Below are 22,058 nucleotides of genomic sequence, written 5' to 3' on the forward strand. Positions count from 1 at the left end.
GACTCCTTCACCCTCACCCCAATGTCTGATTCAGGGAGATAATCGGGAGAAGAACCGACAAGGTGACCAGCAGGACAAAAATACCGATAGCGAGGATCAATATGGGCTCCAGCCAGCTCAAGGTCCGGCTGACATAGCGATTCCATTGATGCTGATAGGCATTGCCGGCCGTATCCAACAACCGCTCCAGGGCACCACTGGCCTCACCTGCTTGAATCCAGGCTGGCAGGGAGCGGGCCAGCGGCGGGATACGCCGCATGGCGTCAGCCAGACTGCTTCCATGCCGGATGGATTCCGCTTCCGCCTCCATCAAATGCGCCACCCAGACACTGCCGGTCGAACGGCCTGCCAACGCCATGGCATCCACCAACCCCACCCCGCCCTGGAGCAGAATGGATAATGTTCTGGCGCACCGGAGATTGACCGCAATGGTGTAGCCTCGGCCCACCAAGGGTACTTGAAATAGCCATTGATCCAACCGGTAACGCAACGCAGGCTCCGTGGCCATGCGCTGCATCAGATAGGACCGGCCAAACAAGCCGGCCAGCAGGGCGACCGGCAAACCGAACAGCAGTCCCCGTCCGAGCGCCATCATGAACCGGGTCAACAGGGGGAGTTGTAGCTTGTCGGACTGCTCAGAGATCACCGAAGCGGCGGCCGGCACAACAAACCCCAGTAACACCACGGCGACGATAATGGCAAAGGCCAGGATGATGGCCGGGTAAATCATCGCCGAGACAATTTTTTCGCGCAAGTGCTCCTGCTCTTCAAGGAATAACGCCAACCGCTCGAGCATGGCCTCTAAATTTCCCGACTTTTCGCCCACCTCGAGAATGGCTTTTTCGTATGGCTTGATATAGGGCGCCATTGTCATGAGAGCCCCCGCCAGGGAGGCCCCTTCGCGAATCCGATCGCGCACACCGGCCAGAAGCGAGGGCGACACACCCAATTCCGGGGACTCCATCAGGATTTCCATGGCGGCCACCAACGGGAGACCGGCCCCCAGTAGCACCCCCAGCTCGCGATAGAAGGCCACACGGCTTTCGGCCTTGAACGAAATACCGCGCCGGGCAGAAAGCCGGGAGCCGGCCACCGATTCGGAGGGGGAGACCTGCTGGGGAAGAACCCCGCGGGACATCAGCTTTTCGCGCGCCTCCTTGAGGTCCTGCGCCTCAATCAGGCCGCGTCTCACCGCGCCGGCACTATCAAAGCCTTTATAAGCAAAGGTGCGCATTTACGCTCCTGAAATTCCCAGGGCATACAAAATTTCGGCCAGACTGGTCCGGCCGGCCAGGACCTTGTCCAGTCCATCATCGAGCATGGTCAACCGGGTCTCACACCCGGGCAGATCGCGCATCTGGCGGGCGGCCGAGGCCCCGCTACGGATCAGGGCTTCAATTTCGCTATTCATCACCAGCATCTCAAAAATTCCGATTCGACCCCGATAGCCACCCAGACATTGGGGACATCCGGCCGGGGCATAGAGGGTGGCTCCCTGTAACCGCTCGCCTGCCGCCCCCAGGAGTGACAGCTCGCGAGGCGAGACCGTGACCGGCTTGCGGCAATGGGGACATAACTGCCGTACCAACCGTTGGGCCAATACACCGCGCAAGGCAGCGGCCAGCAAATACGGTTCTACCGACATATCCATCATGCGGATCACGGCGCTGGCCGCATCATTGGTGTGCAACGTGGTAAACACAAGATGTCCGGTCAAAGATGCCCGAACGGCAATTTCGGCCGTTTCGCTATCCCGGGTTTCCCCGACCAGCACCACATCGGGATCCTGCCGCAGGATATGTCGTAAACTACGGGCGAAGGTCAGTCCGATTTTGGGTTTCACCTGCATCTGCCCGATATCCTGCAATTGGTATTCAATGGGATCCTCAATAGTCATCACATTGCGGCCCCGGGTATCGAGTTTCTGGATGGCGGCATACAGGGTGGTCGTTTTACCGCTTCCCGTGGGACCACACACAATGATCAAGCCGTTCGCCTCATGAAGCAGGGCGTCAAACGAATGGATCATCCCTTCAGGCATTCCCAGATCACCCAGTGTCATGACGGAAGAATCCCGGTTCAATAAACGCAAGACGACCCGTTCGCCTTCGGCCACCGGCACCGTGGAAACGCGGATATCGATTTCACGTTCCCCTACCCGCACGCGTGCCATGCCATCCTGAGGCAGCCGTTTCTCTGAAATATCCAAATGAGCCATCACCTTGATGCGGGACACCAACGTCCGCTCCAGGTGCTTGGGAGGGCTGGCCTGCTCATAGAGCACGCCATCCACCCGGTACCGGACCCGCAGACGCGAATGGAACGGTTCAAAATGGATGTCCGAAGCACGGGCCTTGACTGCTTCCAGCAGGATCACGTTGACCAATTGGGTGACAGGGGCTTCTTCCGCCGTTTTCAGGAGATCATCCGAACGCGCCTCCCCCGCCTTTTCCCCGCCATCCACCGGCTGGTCCATGTCGCGCAAAAAGTCTTCAGTCGATTCCTTTCGACTGACGTAACACCGCTCGATGGCCTTGAGGATCACTTCGGCGGGCGCGACGACGGGTCGTAATTCATTCCCTACCAACAGGGCAATATCCTGATGCTTCCCCACCTCGGCGGGATCCGTGACCAGCAGGCACAATTCGCCATCCAGACGCACCGGGAGCAACCCATGCGTACGCGCCCATTCCACAGGAATGCCTCGCACGAGGACGGGGTCAAGCGACTCGTCACCAATCTCGGAAATGAAAACGAGACCGAATTCAAGGGCCCGTGCCCTCAACGCCTCGATGTTGTCTCTAGAATCGCTCATTGCGGACTAATGGCCGACGCTTCCGAATTGGTGATATTCAAACCGGTTTTCTGACTCCAGCGGTCAGTGGCCGCTTTGGCTGTCACTTCCGTTGACATCACATGCGGCGTCACAAAGATGATCAGATTTGTCCGTTGTTTGGCTTCCACCGTGCGGCGGAACAAAAACCCGATAAGCGGAATGGACCCCAACACCGGAATTTTACGGATGACATTCGACCGGTCTTCCCGGATCAGGCCGCTGATGACAATCGTGCGGCCATCCGGAACGGTCACCGTCGTTGACACTTCGCGCCTGGCAATCGTCGGGGCAAACTGAGTATCTGATGGCCCCGAATCAATGATGGCCTCTATACTGGGATTCAAGGTCATGCAGACCTCATTGGAGGGATTGATCCGCGGCGTCAGCTTGAGTTTGATGCCGACATCCAACCGGTCAATATTCTGAATGACATCACGTGACGTTCCGGAGCCGCCCTGGATGGTAGACTTGAGAATCGGGATGTTATTCACCACACTGACGCTGGCCTCCTTGTTATTCTGCGCCACCAGCGGGACACTCGAGAGGATTTTGACCTTCCCATTGGACTGCAAGGCATTGATGTTAATCATCCCCGGGAAGCTGGATACCATGTTGCCGCTACTGTCCAAGCGGGTCCCGCGCACCACCCCCATCATGATGCCCTTGGGAAAGATCCCATTCTGGACCACGTCGTTAATACTCTTCGAATTGTCACTCAACCGGGTACTCCCCTGAATCACGGAATCCCCCACCTTGGACGGCGCGTTCAGCGCTGTCAATTCAACGCCCACATCCAGCGAATCATCGGCGCTGACCTCGGCAATCACGACTTCAATCAGGACCTGATCCTGGAGCTGATCCAACTCGGACACGAGTGACTTCAACAACTCGAAATCCATCGGGGACGCATCCACCAACAAGGCGTTATTTGCCGTACTGGCCTCGACCGACAGTTTTTTCCGTTCACCGGCTTTGGGCGGGTCTTTGCCCATCGACCGCTCCAGCAAGGCATTCAGGCTTTTGGCCGCCTCATCGGCACTGATATATTTCAGAAAGATGGCATGCAAATTACCGCGCCCCGTCGCAGTCTCCACATCCACGAGCGCCAGCAGTTTTTTAACCTCGGCAATTTCAGAAGCCGGCCCGATCAGGATCAGACTATTGGACTGCGGCGTGGAGACCATGACCAGTTCATTCCCGCGCGGGGCAGCCACGCCATCCCGGATCATCGGGCGCGGCCCAATGGCTTGATTGTATTGCCGGACAAATTCCGCCGCATCCGCATTCTTGAGGAACACCACCTCACTCGTCGTTCCAACACCCGCCTTGTCAATCTCGGCAATGATTTGTTCAAAACGCCGCACGTTATTCGCCGTATCGGTCAGGATAATGTGATTCGAGGACTCCAGAATGGCCGCCGTAGCGCCCTTTTCCCGCCCCGTCAGGGTATCAAGAATCTTCCTCAGATCCGCCACATTCGTATGCTTGAGGCGAATCACACGGGTAATGACCCCGTTCCCCTCGATGCGGCCATCCTCCCCGATCACCGGAGCTGAGACAAGGGTCCGGGTCGGCATCACCACAATGCGGTTCAAATTGGGTTCCTCAATGACCGCACAGCCAACCGATTCCAGGATGCGCGTAAACAAGGGATAGGCCTCAGCCACGGGCACGCGGGGTGCCACCACGGTGATCTGGCCCTTCACGGCCTCATCCACAATGAACCGGCGCCCGGTCAGCTCCCCGATGATCTTCACAAAGGAGCGGATATCCACCTGACTGAAGGAGAAATTAACCGACGACTGCGGAGTGGTGATGGCTACCGGGCGTTCCTCGGCAGCAGGAAGGAAACTCCCTGACAGTGTCAGGGAGAGTCCCAGGCAAATCATTGGCAGTGATCGGTGCATAGTCCTCCCTGCCCCGGGACAGACGGTCACTTAAGGATGCCCCGCTCCGAGGTCTCAATAAACTTGATCAGATGCTCAATCTCAGGAACCTTCGGCAATTCAGCATGAATCCGCTCCATCGCCTGCCGGGTGGACAACCCCTCCCGATAGAGAAGCTTGAAAGCTTTCTTGACGAGCGCCACGGTCTCGACCGAAACGTTCAGTCGCTGTAACTTCACTGAATTGATGCCATGCACTCCGGACGGATTGCCGTCCACGAGCATGTAGGGAGGAACATCCTGGGTGATTTTCGCCAGACCGCCAATCATCGCACAGGTGCCAATGCGGGTGAATTGGTGGATCCCGGACATGCCGCCAATCACGACATCATCCTCCACCAAAACGTCGCCCGACAGCGAGGCGTTATTCGCCATGATCACGCGATTGCCGACCTTGCACCCATGCGCCACATGGCAATACGCCATAATGAGGGAGCCGGAACCGACCTTGGTGACTTCACCATCCATCGTGCCGGAATTGATGGTCACATACTCACGAACCGTCGTCCGATCCCCGATCTCGACGTAGGTCTTGTTCCCGACCTTGTACTTCAGGTCCTGGGTCTGACTGCCGATACTGGCAAATGGAAAGACAATGCATTCAGCGCCCATGCTGGTATGTCCATCAAGAAAGACCTGTGGCATCACCTTGGTCCGGTCCCCGAGTTTCACATTCGGGCCGATGATGCTATACGGGCCAATCTCAACGTCCACCCCGAGCAAAGCCCCTTCATGCACGATGGCTGAAGGATGAATCTTGGTCATGCCGGCACCTTCTGATCCGCCAGCATACACATCAATTCGGCTTCCGAGGCGAGTTCCCCGTCAACCAGAATCCGTCCAGCGAACCGGGCGATCTTGGTCTTATGCGTGATGATATCAATCTCAATGCGCAACTGGTCACCGGGCTTCACCACACGCCGGAACTTGGCTTTGTCAATGGACATAAAGAACGGAACCCGGTCGCCCGCCTTGGCCATCCGGTTGATCAGGATCCCACCCGTCTGCGCCATGGCCTCAATCTGCAAGACCCCTGGCATCACCGGCACGCCGGGAAAATGGCCCTGGAAATAGGGCTCATTCATGGTCACGTTTTTGATTCCCACGATGCGCTTCTGCTCATCGCACTCAATGATTTTATCCACCAGCAGGAAAGGATACCGGTGGGGTAACAACCTCATGATTTCCTGAATGTCCATCGTCGCCATAAAACTCAGCCCTTCCTGTTAAATTGCGGCCAACAACGCCTCAACCTTGTCCACACGCTCCCAGGTAAACGACTTCAGGTTCTCCGTACGCCCGAAGTGCCCGTAGGAAGAGGTCGCCTCATAAATCGGACGAAGCAGATCCAGCGTCCGGATGATCTCGGCCGGCTTCAGGCCAAACACGGCCTTGACGGCCTTGACAATCGCCGCATCACTGACCGTACCGGTGCCGAAGGTATCAATGTGAACCGAGACAGGATCGGGATACCCGATGGCATAAGCCAACTGGAGTTCGCAACGCTGCGCCAGTTTCGCCGCCACGACATTCTTGGCCACATAGCGGGCCATATACGCCGCGCTGCGGTCGACTTTGGACGGATCCTTGCCGGAGAACGCACCGCCCCCGTGGCGGCCCATGCCCCCGTAAGTGTCGACAATAATCTTACGTCCCGTCAACCCGCTGTCCCCGTGTGGGCCCCCAATGACAAAACGCCCGGTGGGATTGATCAGGAACTTTGTTTTTTTGAGAAGTTTCTCGGGGATTTGTTTACGGACAATCTCCTCGATGATCCCCTCCTTGAGCGCCTTGTAGGACACATCCGGGCTGTGCTGGGAGGACACCACCACGGTATCCACACTGACCGGGCGGCCGTTTTCGTACACCACCGTCACCTGGGATTTCCCATCCGGACGGAGGAAGGGAAGGGTTCCGTCGCGACGCGCTTTCGCCAGCGCCTTGGTCAGGCGATGGGCGAACATGATCGGCATGGGCATCAGTTCACGGGTCTCATCACAGGCATACCCGAACATCATCCCCTGGTCGCCGGCCCCCTGCTCCTTGAAAAGTCCCTGCCCCGAAGTCACCCCCTGGGAAATGTCCGGAGATTGGCGATCGATCGAAACCATGACCGCACAGCTGTCCGCAGAAAACCCGAGATCAGGATCCGTATAGCCGATCTTCCGGATCTTTTCGCGGGCAATGTCGGCAAAATTGACAATCGCCTTGGTAGTGATTTCACCCGCAACCACCACAAGACCGGTACTCACCAGCGTCTCGCAAGCGACACGGGCCTTGGGATCCTGCTTGAGATTGGCATCCAGAATAGCGTCGGAAATGCCGTCGGCAACTTTATCAGGATGGCCTTCGGAAACTGACTCTGATGTAAACAAGTAACGATCGCTCATATTATTCCCCTTGGTTTAGTATTGCTCCGGCCTTTTCCAGCCACGAAATGCTTATTGTTACCTGAATCACTTCACTAATTCAAGTATTTCAGGAGAGACTTTCGCAATCAACGCACGGCAATGCTTGAGGACTTCCGCCGCGGTCTCGCAGGAAAGGGCCGTCTGCGCCAGTTCGATGGCCTGGGCGCGGGTGACACTGCGAATGAGCTCCTTGACGGCCGGTACAGAGGCGGGCACCATGCTCAACTCATCGATCCCCAACCCCATCAGCAGCAGCGTCATCAGCGGGTCGCCCCCCATCTGGCCGCAGACCCCCACCCAGATCCCCCGGGCATGCCCCGCTTCCACGGTGTGCCGAATCAGCCGTAGCACCGCCGGATGCGTGGGCTCATAGAGATGGGCCACCCGGTCGTTCACGCGGTCCACGGCCAGGGTGTATTGCGCCAGGTCATTGGTCCCGATACTGAAAAACGAGACGTGCTTGGCGATAATGTCTGCCGTCAGCGCGGCCGAAGGGATCTCGATCATGACACCCACTTCAATCAGGGCATCAAAGGCGATATTTTCCTGCCGCAACTCCGCCTTGCACTCCTCCAGAATCGCATTGGCCCGGATGACCTCCCCGACGTTACTGATCATGGGGTACATGATCCTGACCTTTCCGAAAGCGCTCGCCCGCAAAATGGCCCGCAACTGGGTTTTAAACATTTCCGGCTGGGCCAGGCAGAACCGGATTGCCCGGAAACCAAGAAAGGGATTCATCTCGGGCGGCATCCTGACCGAGGAGGCGAACTTATCCCCGCCAAGGTCAACGGTCCGGATAATCACCGGCTCCGGCGCCAGTAATGAGGTCACCCCTTTATACGCGGCCAACTGCTCCGCCTCGGTCGGTAGCTCGTCGTGGGCGATATACAGGTACTCCGAACGCAACAGGCCCACGCCGTGGGCACCATATTTCCGGATTTCCCTGGCTTCCTCCAGAAACTCGATATTGGCCGAGAGGATCACGCGATGATGATCCAGCGTCTCGGCCGGCAGATCACACAGCTGCGTCAGCCGGGCTTCGATCATCTTGCGTTGCTGCGCCAGCTTATTATATTTCTTAAGGGTGGCCTCAGAAGGCCGCAGAATCACGACCCCTTCGGTGCCATCCATCAGGATCCAGTCACCCGGGGAAAGCTTGTGGGTCACATCGCCCAACCCGACCACCGCCGGTATTCCCATCGCCCGGGCCATAATGGCGGAATGCGAGGTCCGGCTCCCCATGTCGGTCGCAAACCCCAGCACCAGGCTCCGTCGCAGCGTGGCCGTTTCAGAAGGAGAAAGATCGGGGGAGACCACGACGCTTTTTTCTTTCAGGCCATCCAGCGCATGGGATTTTTCACCCGTGAGATTGCGCAACACCCGGCGGGCCACATCCTTGAAGTCAGAAACACGTTCCCGGAGGTATTCGTCTTCCACGGCCGAAAGCGCTTCCACATACCGGCTCGTCACGGCGCGCACCGCAGATTCGGCATTCAGATGATCGGATTCAATCAGCCGGATCGTTTCATCAAAAAACGCGGCATCGTCCAAAATCAATTTATGAACGTCAAAAATGGTGGCATCCTGATGGCCGATGGCACGTTTAACATTATTCTGGATGACGGTAATCTGACGCCGGGTCACCACGACGGCCGCTTTGAACCGCGCCAGTTCAGCGGCAATCTCTTCGGGCTTGAGGGTTCGTTCGGAGAATTCAGTTTCTTCGGGACTGACCTTGTAGACGGGACCGATGACCACACCTGGGGAGACCCCCACGCCATGCAGGATGATGTCTGCCAGCCCACTGGGCCCCTGCACATTCGTCATGGTGGTTATCCCTCGAAGAACTTGCTGTCCATCAGCGACTGGATTTCATCAAGGGCGGCCTCGGCGTCGACTCCGTCAGCAATGATCCGCAAGACGGTCCCGAAGCCAGCCTCAAGGGTCATGAGGCCCATGATGCTTTTACCGGACACCTTGTTGCAGCCCTTCTCAACGGTGACATCGGCCATGAAGCGGTTCGCGGCCTTTACAAAAAGAGCCGCCGGCCGTGCATGAAGCCCGAGCTTATTCTGGATCTTCAGTTCACGAACCAGAATCCGTTCGGACGCTTCGCGTTTTTGGCCCGCGTTACTCATCGTGTTTGTCATCCTTCGCCAACACGGATATCAATTTATCGTCCAATTCCTTGGCGGCATCGTGACCCAGCCGTTTCAGCATCTGATCCAAGGCCGCCACTTCCACGATGTTGGCGACATCCCGCCCGGGGGCAACCGGAATTTCAATGCTGGGGATATCCACCCCCAGAATGGTGCGCTTCTGGGTGATCTGGCCGCTCCGGTCCTCTGCGGAAATCATTTCCGGACTACACAAATTAATCACCAGGTCCAGTTGTTTTTCGTTGCGGACCGAAGCTACCCCGAAAAGACTGGGCACATGGATGATGCCCAGACCCCGAATCTCCATATGATAGCGGATCACCCCGACGGGCGAACCGATCACATCATTGGAACTATCGACCCGGAGCGACGTCACATCATCCGACACCAGGCAATGACCCTTCTTGATCAGCGCCAACGCCGTTTCGCTTTTTCCCACGCCGGGTTTCCCCACAAGCAGCACCCCCACGCCCAGGATCTCCACCATCGTGCCTTGCAGCACCATGTGGGGCGCCAGCAGATTCCCCATGATGACGGTGGCGCCATTGATAAAATTCTTGGTGATCGCAGGCGTACGCAGGAGGCACGTCTTGTACTCCTCGGACAATTCGATGAGTTCCGGCAGGATCCGATGGCGCCGGGTGACCACAATACAGGGAATGTGGCGCATGAACACCTGCTTCAACCGCTCACGACGATCCCCCTCGCTCAGGGAGGCCAGATACGCCATTTCAGCGTGCCCGAGCGTTTGAATACGGCGGGGAGCAAAATACTGGAAGAAACCCGTTAATGCCAGACCTGGCCGGTTGATGGCGGATTCTTCAATCCGCCGGTTCAAACCGGACGCGCCTGCCACCAGGTCAAGATCCAGACGGTCTTTCGCCGCCTTTAAAAAATCCTCGACCGTCGCGAAAGACTTCTCCACCGCCGCATCGCTCATACTCATTCCACTTCCACAACTGGCTCAAGGTCACGGAGCTTGCTATTCCCCTTGTGCTCATGACGCTTGTCCAACGTCTTCCGCAGCTGGGCCTCCACTTTATCTACGGCTTCGTCAATCGAGGCATACATATTCTCGGAGGTGGCCGTCCCTTCCAGTTGAATATGACGCGCCGCATGGACAATCACCTCGGCGAGATGGGTGAATTTCTGGATATCCAGAATCATATGGATTTTATCAATCCGCGGGAATTCAGCCACCAGCTTGTCAAGACGCTTGCCGGCGTAATCCCGCATGCTGTTACTCACATCCACATTTCTGCCTGTTATTTCGATTGTCATAATTTTGTCCTCCCGGTACTTACATACTGAATCGCGGCCCCAAATACAACTCCCGACTAACATCATCGTTAATCAGAAATTCACGAGGTCCCTCTCTTAATACCCGGCCTTCGCAAATCAGGTAGGCCCGATCCACAATCGCCAGTGTTTCCCTCACACTATGATCCGTAATCAGAATGCCCAGCCCCCGCTTGCGTAGACTTTTAATAATCTCCTGGACATCATAAACCGCCAGGGGATCAACGCCGCTGAAGGGCTCATCCAGCAGAATCATCGCCGGATCCGTGACCAACGCCCGGGCGATTTCCAGACGTCTCCGCTCCCCCCCACTCAACGTGAACGCCATCTGGTTGGCCAGGCCGGAGATCCCCAGGTCCTCCATGAGTTCCCCCATCCGTTGCTTCCGCTGCCGGGAGCTGAGATTCCGGGTTTCCAGAATGGCCATAATATTATCAGCAACGGTCAATTTGCGAAAAATAGAGGGTTCCTGGGCCAGGTACCCCATGCCCATGCGCGCCCGCTGAAACATGGGCTTGGCGGAGACATCTTTTCCCTTGAAAAAGATTTTACCCCGGGTTGGGCGAATCAGGCCCACAATCATATAAAACGTGGTGGTTTTTCCCGCCCCGTTCGGCCCCAGCAGCCCGACAATCTCGCCCGCATTGACGTTCACACTGACGCCATGTACCACGGTTTTTCCGCGATAGGCCTTGACCAGTTCCTCGGTTCTGATTAACGGATCCACAACATCCTCATTTCTGGGGCTTAGCCGCACTCTTGGACTTCATCATGTCGCCGAGATCGCTTTTCCCTTCACCGGGCATAAAGGAGCCTGATGAATTGTCAATATGAACCTTGTCCTCATCACGGCTGTAAATGATACGCGAGCCGCGCAAGGTCATACCCTCCTGGGTAATCACCGGCTTATCGGTCAACACCGTGATGCCCGAGCGGACACTATACACCGCACGGCCACAAGTGGCCCGGCGGAACCCCTTGACGGGAGTCGCCTTCTTGCTGGACACGGCCGCCGGACTCAAATCCTGCTCAATGTCAACCGAACCGACGGCGGTCACCATTTCCGGTTCCCGGTTGGTCGTCATCAACATGGTAATCTGATCCGCCTTGATCGTCACCCGGGGATCACTCACCACAACCGACCCATCCAACACCAGCACATTGCGTGAAATATCATAGTCCGCCCGTTTGGCCGAAATATGGGTTTCACTCGCGCCACTACCCATCGTCATCCCTGCTGCAGCCGAAGACTCACGCTCCTGAGCACGGGCCAGAATTGCCCCCGAAAAAATCAGGCAACCCGCCGCCATCGTTATCCATACCTTCTTCATGTCACTTTTTCTCCTTCAGCAGGGGCCACACCTTGACACGTCCTGACATCACCATATGAAAGTTATTCAGAATTTCAATCCGCTGCTTTTCGGCGGACCATCGAAATCCCTTCCCTGTAATCTCCACATTATCCCTCACAATTTTCATGTCGGCATTGGAGAAGGCATCCTTGGTCTTCTGATCCACCGTGCAGTGCTCAGAGGTCAGGACGGCATCCACCTCATTGGTGGTACTCGTCACCAGCCGCTTCTTGTACATGATAATCTGCAACCCGGTAATCCGGATCTTGCTGTCCGCAAGCATTTTGGCTTTTTTGCCGAAAATCTCGGATTTCAGCATTCCGTTTGCATCGAATTCAGGGATGCGGAAGTCATCGATCTCCCGGTCTTCCATGCCGGCCAGCTGCTGGGAATACGCCACCGTCCCGCAGGCGAGCCACGCCAGCAGCAGAAGTCCGGTCACCCGATTACGCAAGACGCACGACATCATCAATTTTCCTTAACGTCCGCCAGAGTTGCCCCATGGCTGAAAACGCGATTGTATTATCTTTATCGGACAGTGCCTCCTCGGGCTTGACATGGGTTTCAATAAACACCCCGTCACATCCCGTGGCCACCGCAGCCCGCGCCAACGCCGGCGCCCAGCAGCCATCTCCACCCGTCCGGTCCCCGGCTCCCCCGGGTCGCTGCACGCTGTGGGTGGCGTCAAATATGACCGGATAGCCGAACTCACGCATTACCAAAAGACTCCGCATGTCGGCTACTAAATTATTATAACCGAATGAGACCCCGCGTTCCGTCAGGATAATCTTCCGGTTCCCGGTCGACTCGATTTTCTGGATCACGTTGCGCATATCCCCGGGCGCCATGAACTGGGCTTTCTTCACATTGACCGGAATACCCGTATTTCCGGCCGCCACCACCAGGTCGGTCTGGCGGCAGAGAAAGGCGGGAATCTGGATGATGTCGACCACTTTGGCGGCCCGGGCCGCCTCTTCCGCCGTATGGATGTCTGTCAATACCGGGACGCCATACCGGGCCTTGACCTCAGCCAGAATCTCAAGCCCACGCTCAATTCCCGGTCCACGATACGAGCGCACGGACGACCGGTTGGCCTTGTCGTATGAGGCCTTGAAGATCAGTGAAATTTTCTGAGTCTTGGCCAGGCGCACCAGTTTGCCGGCAATCTCCAGACACCCCTCGCGACTCTCAATCACACAGGGACCTGCAATCAAGACCAACGGGCGTTTCGCCCCTACGCTCACATTCCCGACATCCACCGCTTTACTCATGGTTCCCGCTCTCATTCTATTTAAGTGTCAATCCCGCACGCCTCAAAGCCGCTTCCGCCAGCGCCACATCCTCAGGGGTATCCACCCCCAAGCCAATTTCCTGCGTCTCGACCACCTTCATCCGCGCCCCCAGATGCAACGCGCGCAGCTGCTCCAGTTTTTCCGACAACTCCAATACACAGGGAGGCGTCGCCACCAACCGATCCAGAAAGGCGCGCCGATAGGCATAAATCCCCACATGCCGCCAATGGATCAAGCCGGCCGGCGCCGCATCCCGCACAAAGGGAATCACTGATCTCGAAAAATATAAAGCCTGACCCTCTGCCCCAGATACCACTTTCACCACCGAGGGCTTGTTCAACTCCTCCGGCGAATGAATGGGCGTGGCGGCCGTGGCCATATCCCAGTCCCGAGCTTTCAGCATAACCTCCGCCAGTCCATTGATCAATCCCGGATCAATGAGCGGCTCATCCCCCTGAATATTGATCACAATCCCGGCGTCCCGGCCGGCCACCGCTTCGGCCACCCGGTCCGTACCTGAGGGGTGATCCACCCGCGTCATCACGGCCGTCCCGCCCAGTGACGCCACCACCGAGCGGATCCGCTCGTCATCGGTCGCGACCAACACCTCGTCCAACCGGTCCGCCTGGCGAACCCGCTCCAACACCCATTGGATCAGCGGTTTCCCGCAAATCGGGGCCAGTGCTTTGCCGGGCAACCGCGTAGAAGCCCACCGCGCAGGAATCACCCCCACCACTCGTTCGCGTTTAGAGTTCATTGGCCTCCACACTGGCGATGAGTTCTTCCGGCGAACAGGTGGCCGTCCCCAGCTTCCCCACCACCACGCCGGCGGCATTGTTGCCAAGCACCGCGGCTTCATCATAGGTCGCGCCAGCCGCCAGGGCCATCACGCAAGTGGCGATGACGGTATCCCCTGCCCCGCTGACGTCATACACTTCCCGTGCCCGGGTGGGGATCACGCGGGGAGCGCCGTGCCGGGCCATCATGTACATTCCATTGGAACCCAGCGTCACGAGCAGCTGCTCCGGCTCCCAGATCTTCATCAGGGCTTCGGCCGCTTTCCGCAATGCCACATCATCCATGGGATTCCCGGGCGGCGGGGCCTTGGCGGGCAGACCGGCGCAGACCTGCGCCTCCTTATAGTTCGGCGTGGCCAGCGTAATACCCTTGATGGTCAGATTCAAATTGTCTTTGGGATCGAGCCCGACCGGGATCCCCTTCTTTTTGGCCGCGCGCAACACCGTGTCCATCACTTCCTGACACACAATGCCCTTGCTGTAATCTTCGATCACCACCCCGTCGCAGGTCTCCATTTCGAGGGCAATCAGCTCACAGAAGGCGTGAATATCATCCGCAGGCAGCTGGGGATCACTCTCCCAGTCCACCCGGACCACCTGCTGGCGGTCTGCCAGCACGCGCATCTTCACGGTGGTCTGCAGGCCGGCCACGGCACGCACCGCATGGGTGCAGATTCCCTGGCCGCTCATCAGCGCCAGCAGCTCATGCCCGGCCATGTCATTCCCGACAATCCCGGCAATGACCGCCTGTCCGCCGAACGCGCAAATATTACTGGCCACATTGGCTGCGCCCCCCGGCACCTGCCGTTCCCGGCCCACCCGCACCACCGGAACCGGGGCCTCGGGGGAAATGCGATCCACCGAACCGTGAATATATTTGTCCAGCATCAAATCCCCGACGACCAGTATCCGCTGCCGTCCGAGCCTCTTTGCCAACTGCTTTACGCGTGCGATATTCATTTTGTTTTTCCTTGCTTGCCGGGCTCGGCGGGAATCGACCACCAATCCCTGACCGTGGAGTCGTCCCCTTCCCACACCCCGCGGTAGTCGACCTCCAGATAAGGGCTTTCCTGCGTCGTCACCCACATCCGGCGCAACAGTCGCCCCTTGACGCCGCCAGTCCGGAAAACACTTCGCGCGGACACCTCAAACAGCCTCACCTGCCGCTCACCCAACGATACCGGCCGCATGCTCAGGCTCAATCCGTCGACCGCCGAAAGCCGCTCCCCATCAGGAGTGCTCCACACCACCCCGCTGTCCGTAATATCCAGGCTCACCAACTTAGGGTCCTCGGCCAACAGGGCCACCGTATCGCGAACATCCGCCAGCACCGCCAGCCGGGCGAACGGGGCGGGTACCCAACCGTCCGCAATCTTGACTAATTCCAGACGCAGACCGCGAAGCACCAGATGCCACTCCCCACCCCAGCGCCACCCTATCTGGATTTCCCGGACCTTGAAATTGCCAAGGGGCGTGGTACTCGGCTTGGTCTGCACATCGGTCAGAACCAGATCCAACGGTGCGACCAGTTGTGCCCCGCCCACGGATAAATCCAGGCCGGTCTGTTTTTTCAGGGAGTTGGCCACCAGATCGCTTCCCACTTTGGTCTGGATCCCGAAGACCGCCAGGGCAATCACAATGGCCGCACTCAACCCGGTCACGATCAGGCATCCGGCCGCCCGCGGGGGAGGGCGGTCGTTATGCGGCGATGCGGGCTTGGCTACCTCATCCCAATCAGTCGTTGCCGGACTCATCGATTTCCTTTCGTTTACGGGGGCCGAACAGCAGGCTGCCCACCCGGATCCAGGTCGCCCCTTCCTCAATCGCCACTTCGAAATCCTGCGACATCCCCATGGAAAGCTCGGGCATCATCACGCCAGACTCCCCCTGCATCCGGTCCCTGAGCTCCCGCAGCGCCCGGAAAAACGGACGCGCTTCCTGCGGATCTTCGGCGGCGGGAGGAATGGTCATCAGCCCGACGACCTTCACCCGGAACAACCGGTTGGCGGCCTCCAGAGCCCCAGCCACGTGCTCCGGCGCCATGCCGAATTTGCTGCGCTCCCCCGACACGTTGACCTCAAGACAGACCGGCAGTGAACGCCCCTCCTCCCCGGCCACCCGGTCGAGCGTCTCCAGCATACGAACCGAATCCACGGAATGGATCATCTCGAACAGGCGGGCCGCCTCCCTCGCCTTATTCGATTGCAAATGACCGATTAAATGCCAGTGCAGGCGACCGGGGCACAAGGAAATCTTGCCGTGAGCCTCCTGGACCCGGTTCTCACCAAACGTCTCCACCCCCAGCGCCGCCACCGCCGCGATATCATCGGGGTGCTGCGTCTTCGACACCGCCATCAATTGCACCGAAGCCGGATCCCGCCCTGCCCTGCCGCAAGCCGCCTGCATCCGCCTCACAATATCGTCATACCGGTTTTTCAGTTCCGAACTCATAGGGGGGTTATCCTTACTATTTTCAGCCGCTCATCACAAGGTGATTCAGAGGCCGGAACGACTCGGAATTCAAACGCCATGCCCCCTCATCCAGGGGTTTCCCGGAAATGTTCATTTTGCCAGCTGGCGGACCTTGTCCCGATAGTCACACACGGCCGTAACATAGGCCGCGTGGCTCCAGGTCAGGGGTGAGACCGACAGCGGGGTCCCCGTCCGGGGATCAAGCTGTTCCGCAAGAACCCCGCTGGGTAGCGCATGGGCCGCCGTCCATTCAAGCAAGCTCAACGCCGGCGCCAGATCAGCCGTACCCTTTGCCCGGGCAATAAGGTACTGGGCGTACCAGAGGGTGGTGACAAACCATGGATTCCCTGGAAAATGAGGTTGAGTCCGGTAGTAAGGATCATGCTCATAGCGCGCCAATCCTCCCACCGGTGTTCCGCACCACAATTTCTGATGGAGGGAATTGAGGGTGCTGGCGACAACAGGATCGTCTGCCGGAAGCATGCCGTACGCAAATATCCCGCAAATACTGGCGTCCATAATCCGGTCCATTTCAGGAGGCCCACCCGGCGGGAACACCATGCCACGGGCAAAACAGCGGGATTCCGGCAGAACCAGATGGCGCAAGGCCGCCTCACGCATGAGTTCGGCGCCCTTCTTATAATCCCGGGCCAGCTCATGTTCACCGAAGGACGCCACAAACTGCGCCGCCGCCATCAACCCACCATATACGGCCGACACCGTGAACGTCTGCACCGACTGTCGCTCCTCCCACAGGTCATAACTGGCCAGCGGCAGTCCCGTGGATACGTCGCGGTAGTTCATCAGGAAATTGGCCCCGTTCTTGATCAATGGCCGGTACAACGGGGTGATGAATTCAATATCCCGGCAGCGGCGATAATGCTCCCAAAGTGCCCAGATCACCAAGGCAGTCTCATCCTCCTGGATCGGCAGTTGCCCGCGGCTGTTTTTGACCCAGGGATGCCAGCTGCTGGCGGGCATGCCGGACGGGGTGTACTTATGCAGGAAATACCCCTCAGGTTCGACCACCGAGGCGCAAAACTGAAAAAAGGCCCTGCTGGTCTCGGGATAACCGGCCCGATCCATCGCATGGGCCACTATGGCCCCGTCACGGGGCCATACATAGCTGTAGGTATCCCGATTATATTGGACGTTATCGGAATCATTCGCCGCCAGAATCGCCCCGTTCCGGTCGGTCTGGGTCCGGATAATCAGGAGACTCCGGCGATACAGGCGCATGACGGCTTCAGGTAACCCCACCCCATCGTCCGGCTCTTTGCGCACCCACAAACGCCAGTAGTCGTGAGTTCTCCGGAACAGCCGGACGGGGCCACGCTTAAGCACCATCCGGTTCAGGTCACGGACCTCACTCAAGTCGGTCCCCATCGCAATCCACACCCACGCCGTCTCTGTCGCCCCTGGCTCCACCGTCAGATGCAGCGCGACCACTGAATCCACGGAGCCCTGGGCAATGGCATTGCCGCTCAACTCACCATCTTCCGCATCTTTCCAGGTCCCCTCAAACTCATTCCGCCGCTTGTTGCCGGTGGCGACCTGATCAAAGCCATGCCGCCCGCATAGCAGGGCGTTCACCATGAAATAGCGGTCATTTTTATAATGAAGCAGGCCTTCAAGCTCCGGACGAAGGGCCGCCGTATCGCCGATGTCGTTGCCCGCGATGCTGAAATCAAATCCCAGAAAAAGCCTTAGATGGCGGACGGTGGCCCCGGAATTAATGAGGGTGATCCGCCGGAGGAAAAGAGGATCATGAAAATCCACCAGATCATTGAAGGTGAGGCTGAGCCCGCGGGCGGTACTCGACCAGGTCAGTTCGGTAACCAGCGTATCAGGCAGGTAGTCAAGACGACGCTCCCAGCCAGCGGGCAACCATTCAAAAACCCCATCCTCCCAAAGACCGACCCGGAAGCAAGCCCCGTTCACGTGATTCTCCTGCCCGATGTGGGGGTAATAGAGATCACGAACCAGCCCCTCCTGATCGTACGCCACCAGAATCTGTCCATTTGCTACGGGGATATCGCGTGCCATGGCGCCTCCTTACCTGCTAATCCATTCTGCCGCCTCACGTGCCTTGCCCCGGGCGGCCTCAATGGTGTCTTCGACGGCCTTTGCGGAAACCCCATCCAGCGGCTCGACTTTAACGAACCGAACGTCTGTGATTCCCACAAATCCGAAAACGGCCCTCAGATGGGGTTCCACATGATCAAACAGGAGATCGGCGGGCGAGGTATACTCCCCGCCGCGGGAGGAGATCACCACCATACGCCGTCCCGTGAGAAGTCCCTCCGGGCGGCCCTTCACATAACGGAATAAGTACCGGGGCTGGATCAGGATGTCGATGTATTGCTTCAAGATGTATGGCACACCGAAATTCCACATGGGAGTACTGATCAGGTAAGCTTCAGCCGCCTTGAACCGCTCGATCTGGTGCTCGATCTCTTCCCATGTTTCACGCAACTCCCCATAGAGCTCCCGGCCGCCCAGAAGCACATATTTTCCATCCACCTGACGGGCAGTAAGGGGCGGAAGCGGTTCGTGGAACAAGTTGATCTCGTCGACCAGCCAGTCGGGATGGATCTCCCGGAACTGCCGGAGAAAAGCGGTGGCGACCTGAAGGGTTCTGGACGTCTCGCCACGTGGACTCGCGATCACATGCAGAAGCTTTTTCATACACCTCCCTTTCTGGGTGGCAGTTTACTCCCGCGCCCTTCTTCATCCAAGAGGTTTTTGCCCCACACGTAACTGACATTCTCCTTGAGAAGGGAGCGAATGGAGGGTATATTCGCGCCTGACACAGAGAGCATAAAATGGCGGAACAAGGTTTACATTTAAGTCAGGAAATGCGCCTGCATATGGTGCTGGCGCCCCAATTGCGCCAATCCCTTGAGATGCTCCAGGCGCCCGTACTTGAGCTACGTGCCATGATCCAGGCCGAGCTGAACAGTAACCCCACGCTCGAGGAATTGCCCGCCGATGCCCCCCAAATCGAAGTGGAGAAAATCAATACGGAGCTGGAAGACCATAAGTCCATGGATTTCCGGAAAGAGTTCGAAATCCTGACGCGGCTGGACGATGAGTGGAAAGATTACTTTTTCCAGGAGCGGGAACGGAATTCCTATTCCGCCCACAGCGAGGAAAAGCGCGATTACCTCTACGAGTCCATCACCCAGACCCAGTCGCTTCAGGAGCACCTGCTCCATCAGCTGGCCCTGGCCGAATTCGGCGAGACCGACCGGGCCCTGGGGGAACTCATTATCGGCAGTATCAGTGATGATGGCTATCTCGCCTCATCCATTGAGGAACTGGCCGCCACGTGTAACGCCGATTTAGGCCACATGCAGGATATCCTCGCCATCATCCAGGACTTTGACCCGCTGGGCGTCGGCTCCCGCGACCTGCGTGAATGCCTGCTGTTCCAGTTGGAACGTCTAGGCAAGGCGGAAAGCACGGCCGGACGAATCGTCTCCGGCCATCTGGAACGGCTCGCCTCGCATAAATTGCAGGAGATTGCCAAGGCGCTGAAGCTCCCGATCGAAGAGATTCAGGCAGCCGCCAATTTCATTGCCACCCTGGAACCCAAGCCCGGCCGCGCCTATGGCTCTGAGTCTTCCCCCTACGTCACGCCGGAAGTGGTGGTTCAAAAGGTGGAAGGCGTTTATGTCGTCCTGATGAATGACGATGACCTCCCCCGGTTGCGGATCAGCAAGCATTACCGTTCACTGATGAATAACGAAGGCACGGGCGCCGAGGTGCGGGACTACATCCAGGACCGCGTCCGGTCCAGCGCGTTTCTCATCAAAAGCATCCACCAGCGCCAGCAGACGATCTTCAAGATCGCGACCGAAATCGTGAAGGTGCAGCAGGACTTTTTTGATCAGGGCATCGCCCATCTCAAACCCCTGACCATGTCCGAGGTGGCCACGGTGGTCGGTCTGCACGAGACCACGGTCAGCCGCGCCGTGGCGGGCAAACATATCCAGACCCCGCAGGGGATTTTCGAGATGAAGTATTTCTTTACGCCCGGCCTCAAAACCGATGCCGGCGGCGTCGTCTCCAATAAGACGGTCAAGGACAGCCTGGCCTCACTCGTCGCCTCGGAAGACCCGGAACACCCCCTGTCCGACCAGGAACTCCTTGAAATCCTGAATGAGCGGGGTATCCAGATCGCGCGCCGCACTGTCGCGAAATACCGGATTGCCTTGAAAATCGCCCCGTCGCATATGCGGAAGAAATACGGATAAATCATGTGGGCGCGCCTATCGCTGGCGGTACTGGTATGGGGATTCCCGCTGATGGCCAAGGCGGTTCTGTTCGATGCCACGGGCGATCCCGGTTACAACACCAATGCACCTGCCGGCCCGCTGGAGGGAAGCGGCTGGCAGTTCGAGGGGCAGTTCGGCGGCTTTCTGGGCACCGCGGTCGACCCGCATTTCTTCCTGACCGCCAAGCACATTAATGGCGACACTAACACCCCGTTTGTTTTTGAAGGGTCCAACTACTACCCGATCGCTTCGTTCGTAGATCCCAATCCGGACGTTGACCTCCGTCTCTGGCAGGTCGCAGACCGGCTTCCCCGTTATGCCCCCTGCTATACCGGGTCAAATGAAGTTGGGAGGGCCCTGATGGTGATTGGGCGGGGCACCCAACGCGGCAGTGAGATCATCACCGAGGGGGTGACCAATGGGTGGCACTGGGGCCCAGTCGACAGCGTCATGCGGTGGGGAGTGAATCAGGTCGACGCCATCCGGCTTGCCGGCGACGCTCCCTATTTATACGCCACCTTCACTCATGGGGCCGGTTCCAATGAATGCCACCTGTCAAGCGGTGACTCCGGCGGCGCCGCCTTCATTCAGGAAAATGGCGTCTGGCAATTAGCCGGCATCCATTACTCCGTGGATGGCTCGTTCAACACCACCAACATCAGTGACGGAAAGTTCGACGCCAGTCTCTATGATGAGTACGGGCTCTACGTCGAAGACGGGGCTCAGTGGACAGCGGTTACCAATCATGTCGCCAGCGGATTCTACTCATCACAGGTCTCGGCTCACTATGCCTGGATGGCCAGCGTCATACCCGACTTCGACAGCGACGCCGACGGACTTCCTGACTGGTGGGAACAACGGTATACCGGCCAGATCCATGGATTATCTGCCACCAACGATAACGACAACGATGGTCTCAGCAACTACCAGGAATGGGTGGCCCGTACCGATCCCACCAATGCCGCCTCGGTGTTTCGTGTTGATGCCTTGCAGTGGTCAAACGGCGTAGCGGTACTGACCTTTCAAGGCTGGTCAAACCGCCTGTATGGCGTCGAGGCCCGTGAAATTCCGCTCAACACGACTGATATCTGGACCAACATGACCCCCTCCCCATTTGCAGGCGCCGAGGGGCCCACCTCATGGAGCGACCCCCATTCCCCCACTTCCCTCACAGGCCGATGCTACAGGTTATGGGTGATTGGGTATTAGGGA

General features: G+C 58.0%; 22 protein-coding genes. 2 read left to right on the plus strand and 20 right to left on the minus strand.

Annotated elements, in window-relative coordinates; all coding sequences use genetic code 11:
- Positions 1–13 precede the first annotated feature (13 nt).
- From WCS52_08490 to WCS52_08585, 20 genes are all read right to left on the minus strand, one after another.
- Positions 14–1,234, minus strand: coding sequence for a type II secretion system F family protein (locus WCS52_08490; GenBank protein ID MEI6167220.1), 1,221 nt, complete (start codon positions 1,232–1,234; stop codon positions 14–16).
- Complete coding sequence (locus WCS52_08495) at positions 1,235–2,815, minus strand: ATPase, T2SS/T4P/T4SS family (GenBank protein ID MEI6167221.1); 1,581 nt, start codon at positions 2,813–2,815, stop codon at positions 1,235–1,237.
- The gene (gene gspD / locus WCS52_08500; protein MEI6167222.1) at positions 2,812–4,743 is read right to left on the minus strand and encodes a type II secretion system secretin GspD; all 1,932 of its coding nucleotides are present in this window, start codon (positions 4,741–4,743) and stop codon (positions 2,812–2,814) included. Before gspD ends, WCS52_08495 begins: the two co-directional genes overlap by 4 nt.
- A 26-nt stretch (positions 4,744–4,769) precedes the next feature.
- Entirely contained in the window at positions 4,770–5,546 is a 777-nt protein-coding gene (gene lpxA / locus WCS52_08505) for an acyl-ACP--UDP-N-acetylglucosamine O-acyltransferase (GenBank protein MEI6167223.1), read from the minus strand.
- Positions 5,543–5,989 carry a 3-hydroxyacyl-ACP dehydratase FabZ gene (gene fabZ / locus WCS52_08510; protein MEI6167224.1) on the minus strand — a complete coding sequence of 149 codons (447 nt, stop codon included), beginning with the start codon at positions 5,987–5,989 and terminating at the stop codon, positions 5,543–5,545. The genes lpxA and fabZ overlap by 4 nt, the downstream gene beginning before the upstream one ends.
- Before the next feature lie 18 nt (positions 5,990–6,007).
- Positions 6,008–7,171, minus strand: coding sequence for a methionine adenosyltransferase (metK, locus tag WCS52_08515; GenBank protein ID MEI6167225.1), 1,164 nt, complete (start codon positions 7,169–7,171; stop codon positions 6,008–6,010).
- 66 nt (positions 7,172–7,237) lie between these two features.
- A complete protein-coding gene (ptsP, locus tag WCS52_08520) occupies positions 7,238–9,022 on the minus strand; it encodes a phosphoenolpyruvate--protein phosphotransferase (GenBank protein MEI6167226.1) in 1,785 nt (594 codons plus the stop codon).
- Positions 9,023–9,027: 5 nt separating this feature from the next.
- Entirely contained in the window at positions 9,028–9,333 is a 306-nt protein-coding gene (locus tag WCS52_08525; protein ID MEI6167227.1) for an HPr family phosphocarrier protein, read from the minus strand.
- On the minus strand, positions 9,326–10,300 hold the full coding sequence (gene hprK / locus WCS52_08530; protein MEI6167228.1) for an HPr(Ser) kinase/phosphatase: 975 nt from the start codon (positions 10,298–10,300) through the stop codon (positions 9,326–9,328). The genes WCS52_08525 and hprK overlap by 8 nt, the downstream gene beginning before the upstream one ends.
- Positions 10,297–10,635 (minus strand): ribosome-associated translation inhibitor RaiA, encoded by a 339-nt coding sequence (gene raiA, locus WCS52_08535; protein MEI6167229.1) that lies wholly within the window; start codon positions 10,633–10,635, stop codon positions 10,297–10,299. Before raiA ends, hprK begins: the two co-directional genes overlap by 4 nt.
- Before the next feature lie 19 nt (positions 10,636–10,654).
- Positions 10,655–11,380 (minus strand): LPS export ABC transporter ATP-binding protein, encoded by a 726-nt coding sequence (gene lptB / locus WCS52_08540; protein ID MEI6167230.1) that lies wholly within the window; start codon positions 11,378–11,380, stop codon positions 10,655–10,657.
- Between the two features lie 7 nt (positions 11,381–11,387).
- On the minus strand, positions 11,388–11,984 hold the full coding sequence (locus WCS52_08545) for an LptA/OstA family protein (protein MEI6167231.1): 597 nt from the start codon (positions 11,982–11,984) through the stop codon (positions 11,388–11,390).
- Between the two features lies 1 nt (position 11,985).
- Entirely contained in the window at positions 11,986–12,474 is a 489-nt protein-coding gene (lptC, locus tag WCS52_08550; protein MEI6167232.1) for an LPS export ABC transporter periplasmic protein LptC, read from the minus strand.
- Complete coding sequence (gene kdsA / locus WCS52_08555; GenBank protein ID MEI6167233.1) at positions 12,452–13,276, minus strand: 3-deoxy-8-phosphooctulonate synthase; 825 nt, start codon at positions 13,274–13,276, stop codon at positions 12,452–12,454. The genes lptC and kdsA overlap by 23 nt, the downstream gene beginning before the upstream one ends.
- A 16-nt stretch (positions 13,277–13,292) precedes the next feature.
- Positions 13,293–14,054 (minus strand): 3-deoxy-manno-octulosonate cytidylyltransferase, encoded by a 762-nt coding sequence (gene kdsB, locus WCS52_08560; protein MEI6167234.1) that lies wholly within the window; start codon positions 14,052–14,054, stop codon positions 13,293–13,295.
- Positions 14,044–15,054, minus strand: a complete 1,011-nt coding sequence (locus tag WCS52_08565; protein MEI6167235.1) for a PfkB family carbohydrate kinase — start codon at positions 15,052–15,054, stop codon at positions 14,044–14,046. Before WCS52_08565 ends, kdsB begins: the two co-directional genes overlap by 11 nt.
- On the minus strand, positions 15,051–15,848 hold the full coding sequence (locus tag WCS52_08570; GenBank protein MEI6167236.1) for a hypothetical protein: 798 nt from the start codon (positions 15,846–15,848) through the stop codon (positions 15,051–15,053). Before WCS52_08570 ends, WCS52_08565 begins: the two co-directional genes overlap by 4 nt.
- Entirely contained in the window at positions 15,829–16,545 is a 717-nt protein-coding gene (locus tag WCS52_08575) for a YggS family pyridoxal phosphate-dependent enzyme (GenBank protein ID MEI6167237.1), read from the minus strand. The genes WCS52_08570 and WCS52_08575 overlap by 20 nt, the downstream gene beginning before the upstream one ends.
- Positions 16,546–16,656: 111 nt before the next feature.
- Positions 16,657–18,612 carry a glycoside hydrolase family 15 protein gene (locus WCS52_08580; GenBank protein ID MEI6167238.1) on the minus strand — a complete coding sequence of 652 codons (1,956 nt, stop codon included), beginning with the start codon at positions 18,610–18,612 and terminating at the stop codon, positions 16,657–16,659.
- A gap of 9 nt (positions 18,613–18,621) precedes the next feature.
- On the minus strand, positions 18,622–19,254 hold the full coding sequence (locus WCS52_08585) for an NAD(P)H-dependent oxidoreductase (GenBank protein ID MEI6167239.1): 633 nt from the start codon (positions 19,252–19,254) through the stop codon (positions 18,622–18,624).
- A 137-nt stretch (positions 19,255–19,391) separates the two neighbouring features.
- Here WCS52_08585 and rpoN point away from each other — a divergent pair, with 137 nt between their 5' ends.
- Together rpoN and WCS52_08595 are read left to right on the plus strand one after the other, a co-directional pair.
- Positions 19,392–20,825 (plus strand): RNA polymerase factor sigma-54, encoded by a 1,434-nt coding sequence (gene rpoN, locus WCS52_08590; protein ID MEI6167240.1) that lies wholly within the window; start codon positions 19,392–19,394, stop codon positions 20,823–20,825.
- A 3-nt stretch (positions 20,826–20,828) separates the two neighbouring features.
- Entirely contained in the window at positions 20,829–22,055 is a 1,227-nt protein-coding gene (locus tag WCS52_08595) for a hypothetical protein (protein ID MEI6167241.1), read from the plus strand.
- Positions 22,056–22,058: the final 3 nt, after the last annotated feature.

The organism is bacterium, from assembly GCA_037128595.1.
Lineage (GTDB): Bacteria > Verrucomicrobiota > Kiritimatiellia > CAIKKV01 > CAITUY01 > JAABPW01.

What these genes read in the sequence shown, in the direction of transcription:
- WCS52_08490 (MEI6167220.1), bottom strand. Translation starts at nt 1,234, where the DNA reads ATGCGCACCTTTGCTTATAAAGGCTTTGATAGTGCCGGCGCGGTGAGA.
- WCS52_08495 (MEI6167221.1), bottom strand. Translation starts at nt 2,815, where the DNA reads ATGAGCGATTCTAGAGACAACATCGAGGCGTTGAGGGCACGGGCCCTT.
- gspD (MEI6167222.1), bottom strand. Translation starts at nt 4,743, where the DNA reads ATGCACCGATCACTGCCAATGATTTGCCTGGGACTCTCCCTGACACTG.
- lpxA (MEI6167223.1), bottom strand. Translation starts at nt 5,546, where the DNA reads ATGACCAAGATTCATCCTTCAGCCATCGTGCATGAAGGGGCTTTGCTC.
- fabZ (MEI6167224.1), bottom strand. Translation starts at nt 5,989, where the DNA reads ATGGCGACGATGGACATTCAGGAAATCATGAGGTTGTTACCCCACCGG.
- metK (MEI6167225.1), bottom strand. Translation starts at nt 7,171, where the DNA reads ATGAGCGATCGTTACTTGTTTACATCAGAGTCAGTTTCCGAAGGCCAT.
- ptsP (MEI6167226.1), bottom strand. Translation starts at nt 9,022, where the DNA reads ATGACGAATGTGCAGGGGCCCAGTGGGCTGGCAGACATCATCCTGCAT.
- WCS52_08525 (MEI6167227.1), bottom strand. Translation starts at nt 9,333, where the DNA reads ATGAGTAACGCGGGCCAAAAACGCGAAGCGTCCGAACGGATTCTGGTT.
- hprK (MEI6167228.1), bottom strand. Translation starts at nt 10,300, where the DNA reads ATGAGTATGAGCGATGCGGCGGTGGAGAAGTCTTTCGCGACGGTCGAG.
- raiA (MEI6167229.1), bottom strand. Translation starts at nt 10,635, where the DNA reads ATGACAATCGAAATAACAGGCAGAAATGTGGATGTGAGTAACAGCATG.
- WCS52_08545 (MEI6167231.1), bottom strand. Translation starts at nt 11,984, where the DNA reads ATGAAGAAGGTATGGATAACGATGGCGGCGGGTTGCCTGATTTTTTCG.
- lptC (MEI6167232.1), bottom strand. Translation starts at nt 12,474, where the DNA reads ATGATGTCGTGCGTCTTGCGTAATCGGGTGACCGGACTTCTGCTGCTG.
- kdsA (MEI6167233.1), bottom strand. Translation starts at nt 13,276, where the DNA reads ATGAGTAAAGCGGTGGATGTCGGGAATGTGAGCGTAGGGGCGAAACGC.
- kdsB (MEI6167234.1), bottom strand. Translation starts at nt 14,054, where the DNA reads ATGAACTCTAAACGCGAACGAGTGGTGGGGGTGATTCCTGCGCGGTGG.
- WCS52_08565 (MEI6167235.1), bottom strand. Translation starts at nt 15,054, where the DNA reads ATGAATATCGCACGCGTAAAGCAGTTGGCAAAGAGGCTCGGACGGCAG.
- WCS52_08570 (MEI6167236.1), bottom strand. Translation starts at nt 15,848, where the DNA reads ATGAGTCCGGCAACGACTGATTGGGATGAGGTAGCCAAGCCCGCATCG.
- WCS52_08575 (MEI6167237.1), bottom strand. Translation starts at nt 16,545, where the DNA reads ATGAGTTCGGAACTGAAAAACCGGTATGACGATATTGTGAGGCGGATG.
- WCS52_08580 (MEI6167238.1), bottom strand. Translation starts at nt 18,612, where the DNA reads ATGGCACGCGATATCCCCGTAGCAAATGGACAGATTCTGGTGGCGTAC.
- WCS52_08585 (MEI6167239.1), bottom strand. Translation starts at nt 19,254, where the DNA reads ATGAAAAAGCTTCTGCATGTGATCGCGAGTCCACGTGGCGAGACGTCC.
- rpoN (MEI6167240.1), top strand. Translation starts at nt 19,392, where the DNA reads ATGGCGGAACAAGGTTTACATTTAAGTCAGGAAATGCGCCTGCATATG.
- WCS52_08595 (MEI6167241.1), top strand. Translation starts at nt 20,829, where the DNA reads ATGTGGGCGCGCCTATCGCTGGCGGTACTGGTATGGGGATTCCCGCTG.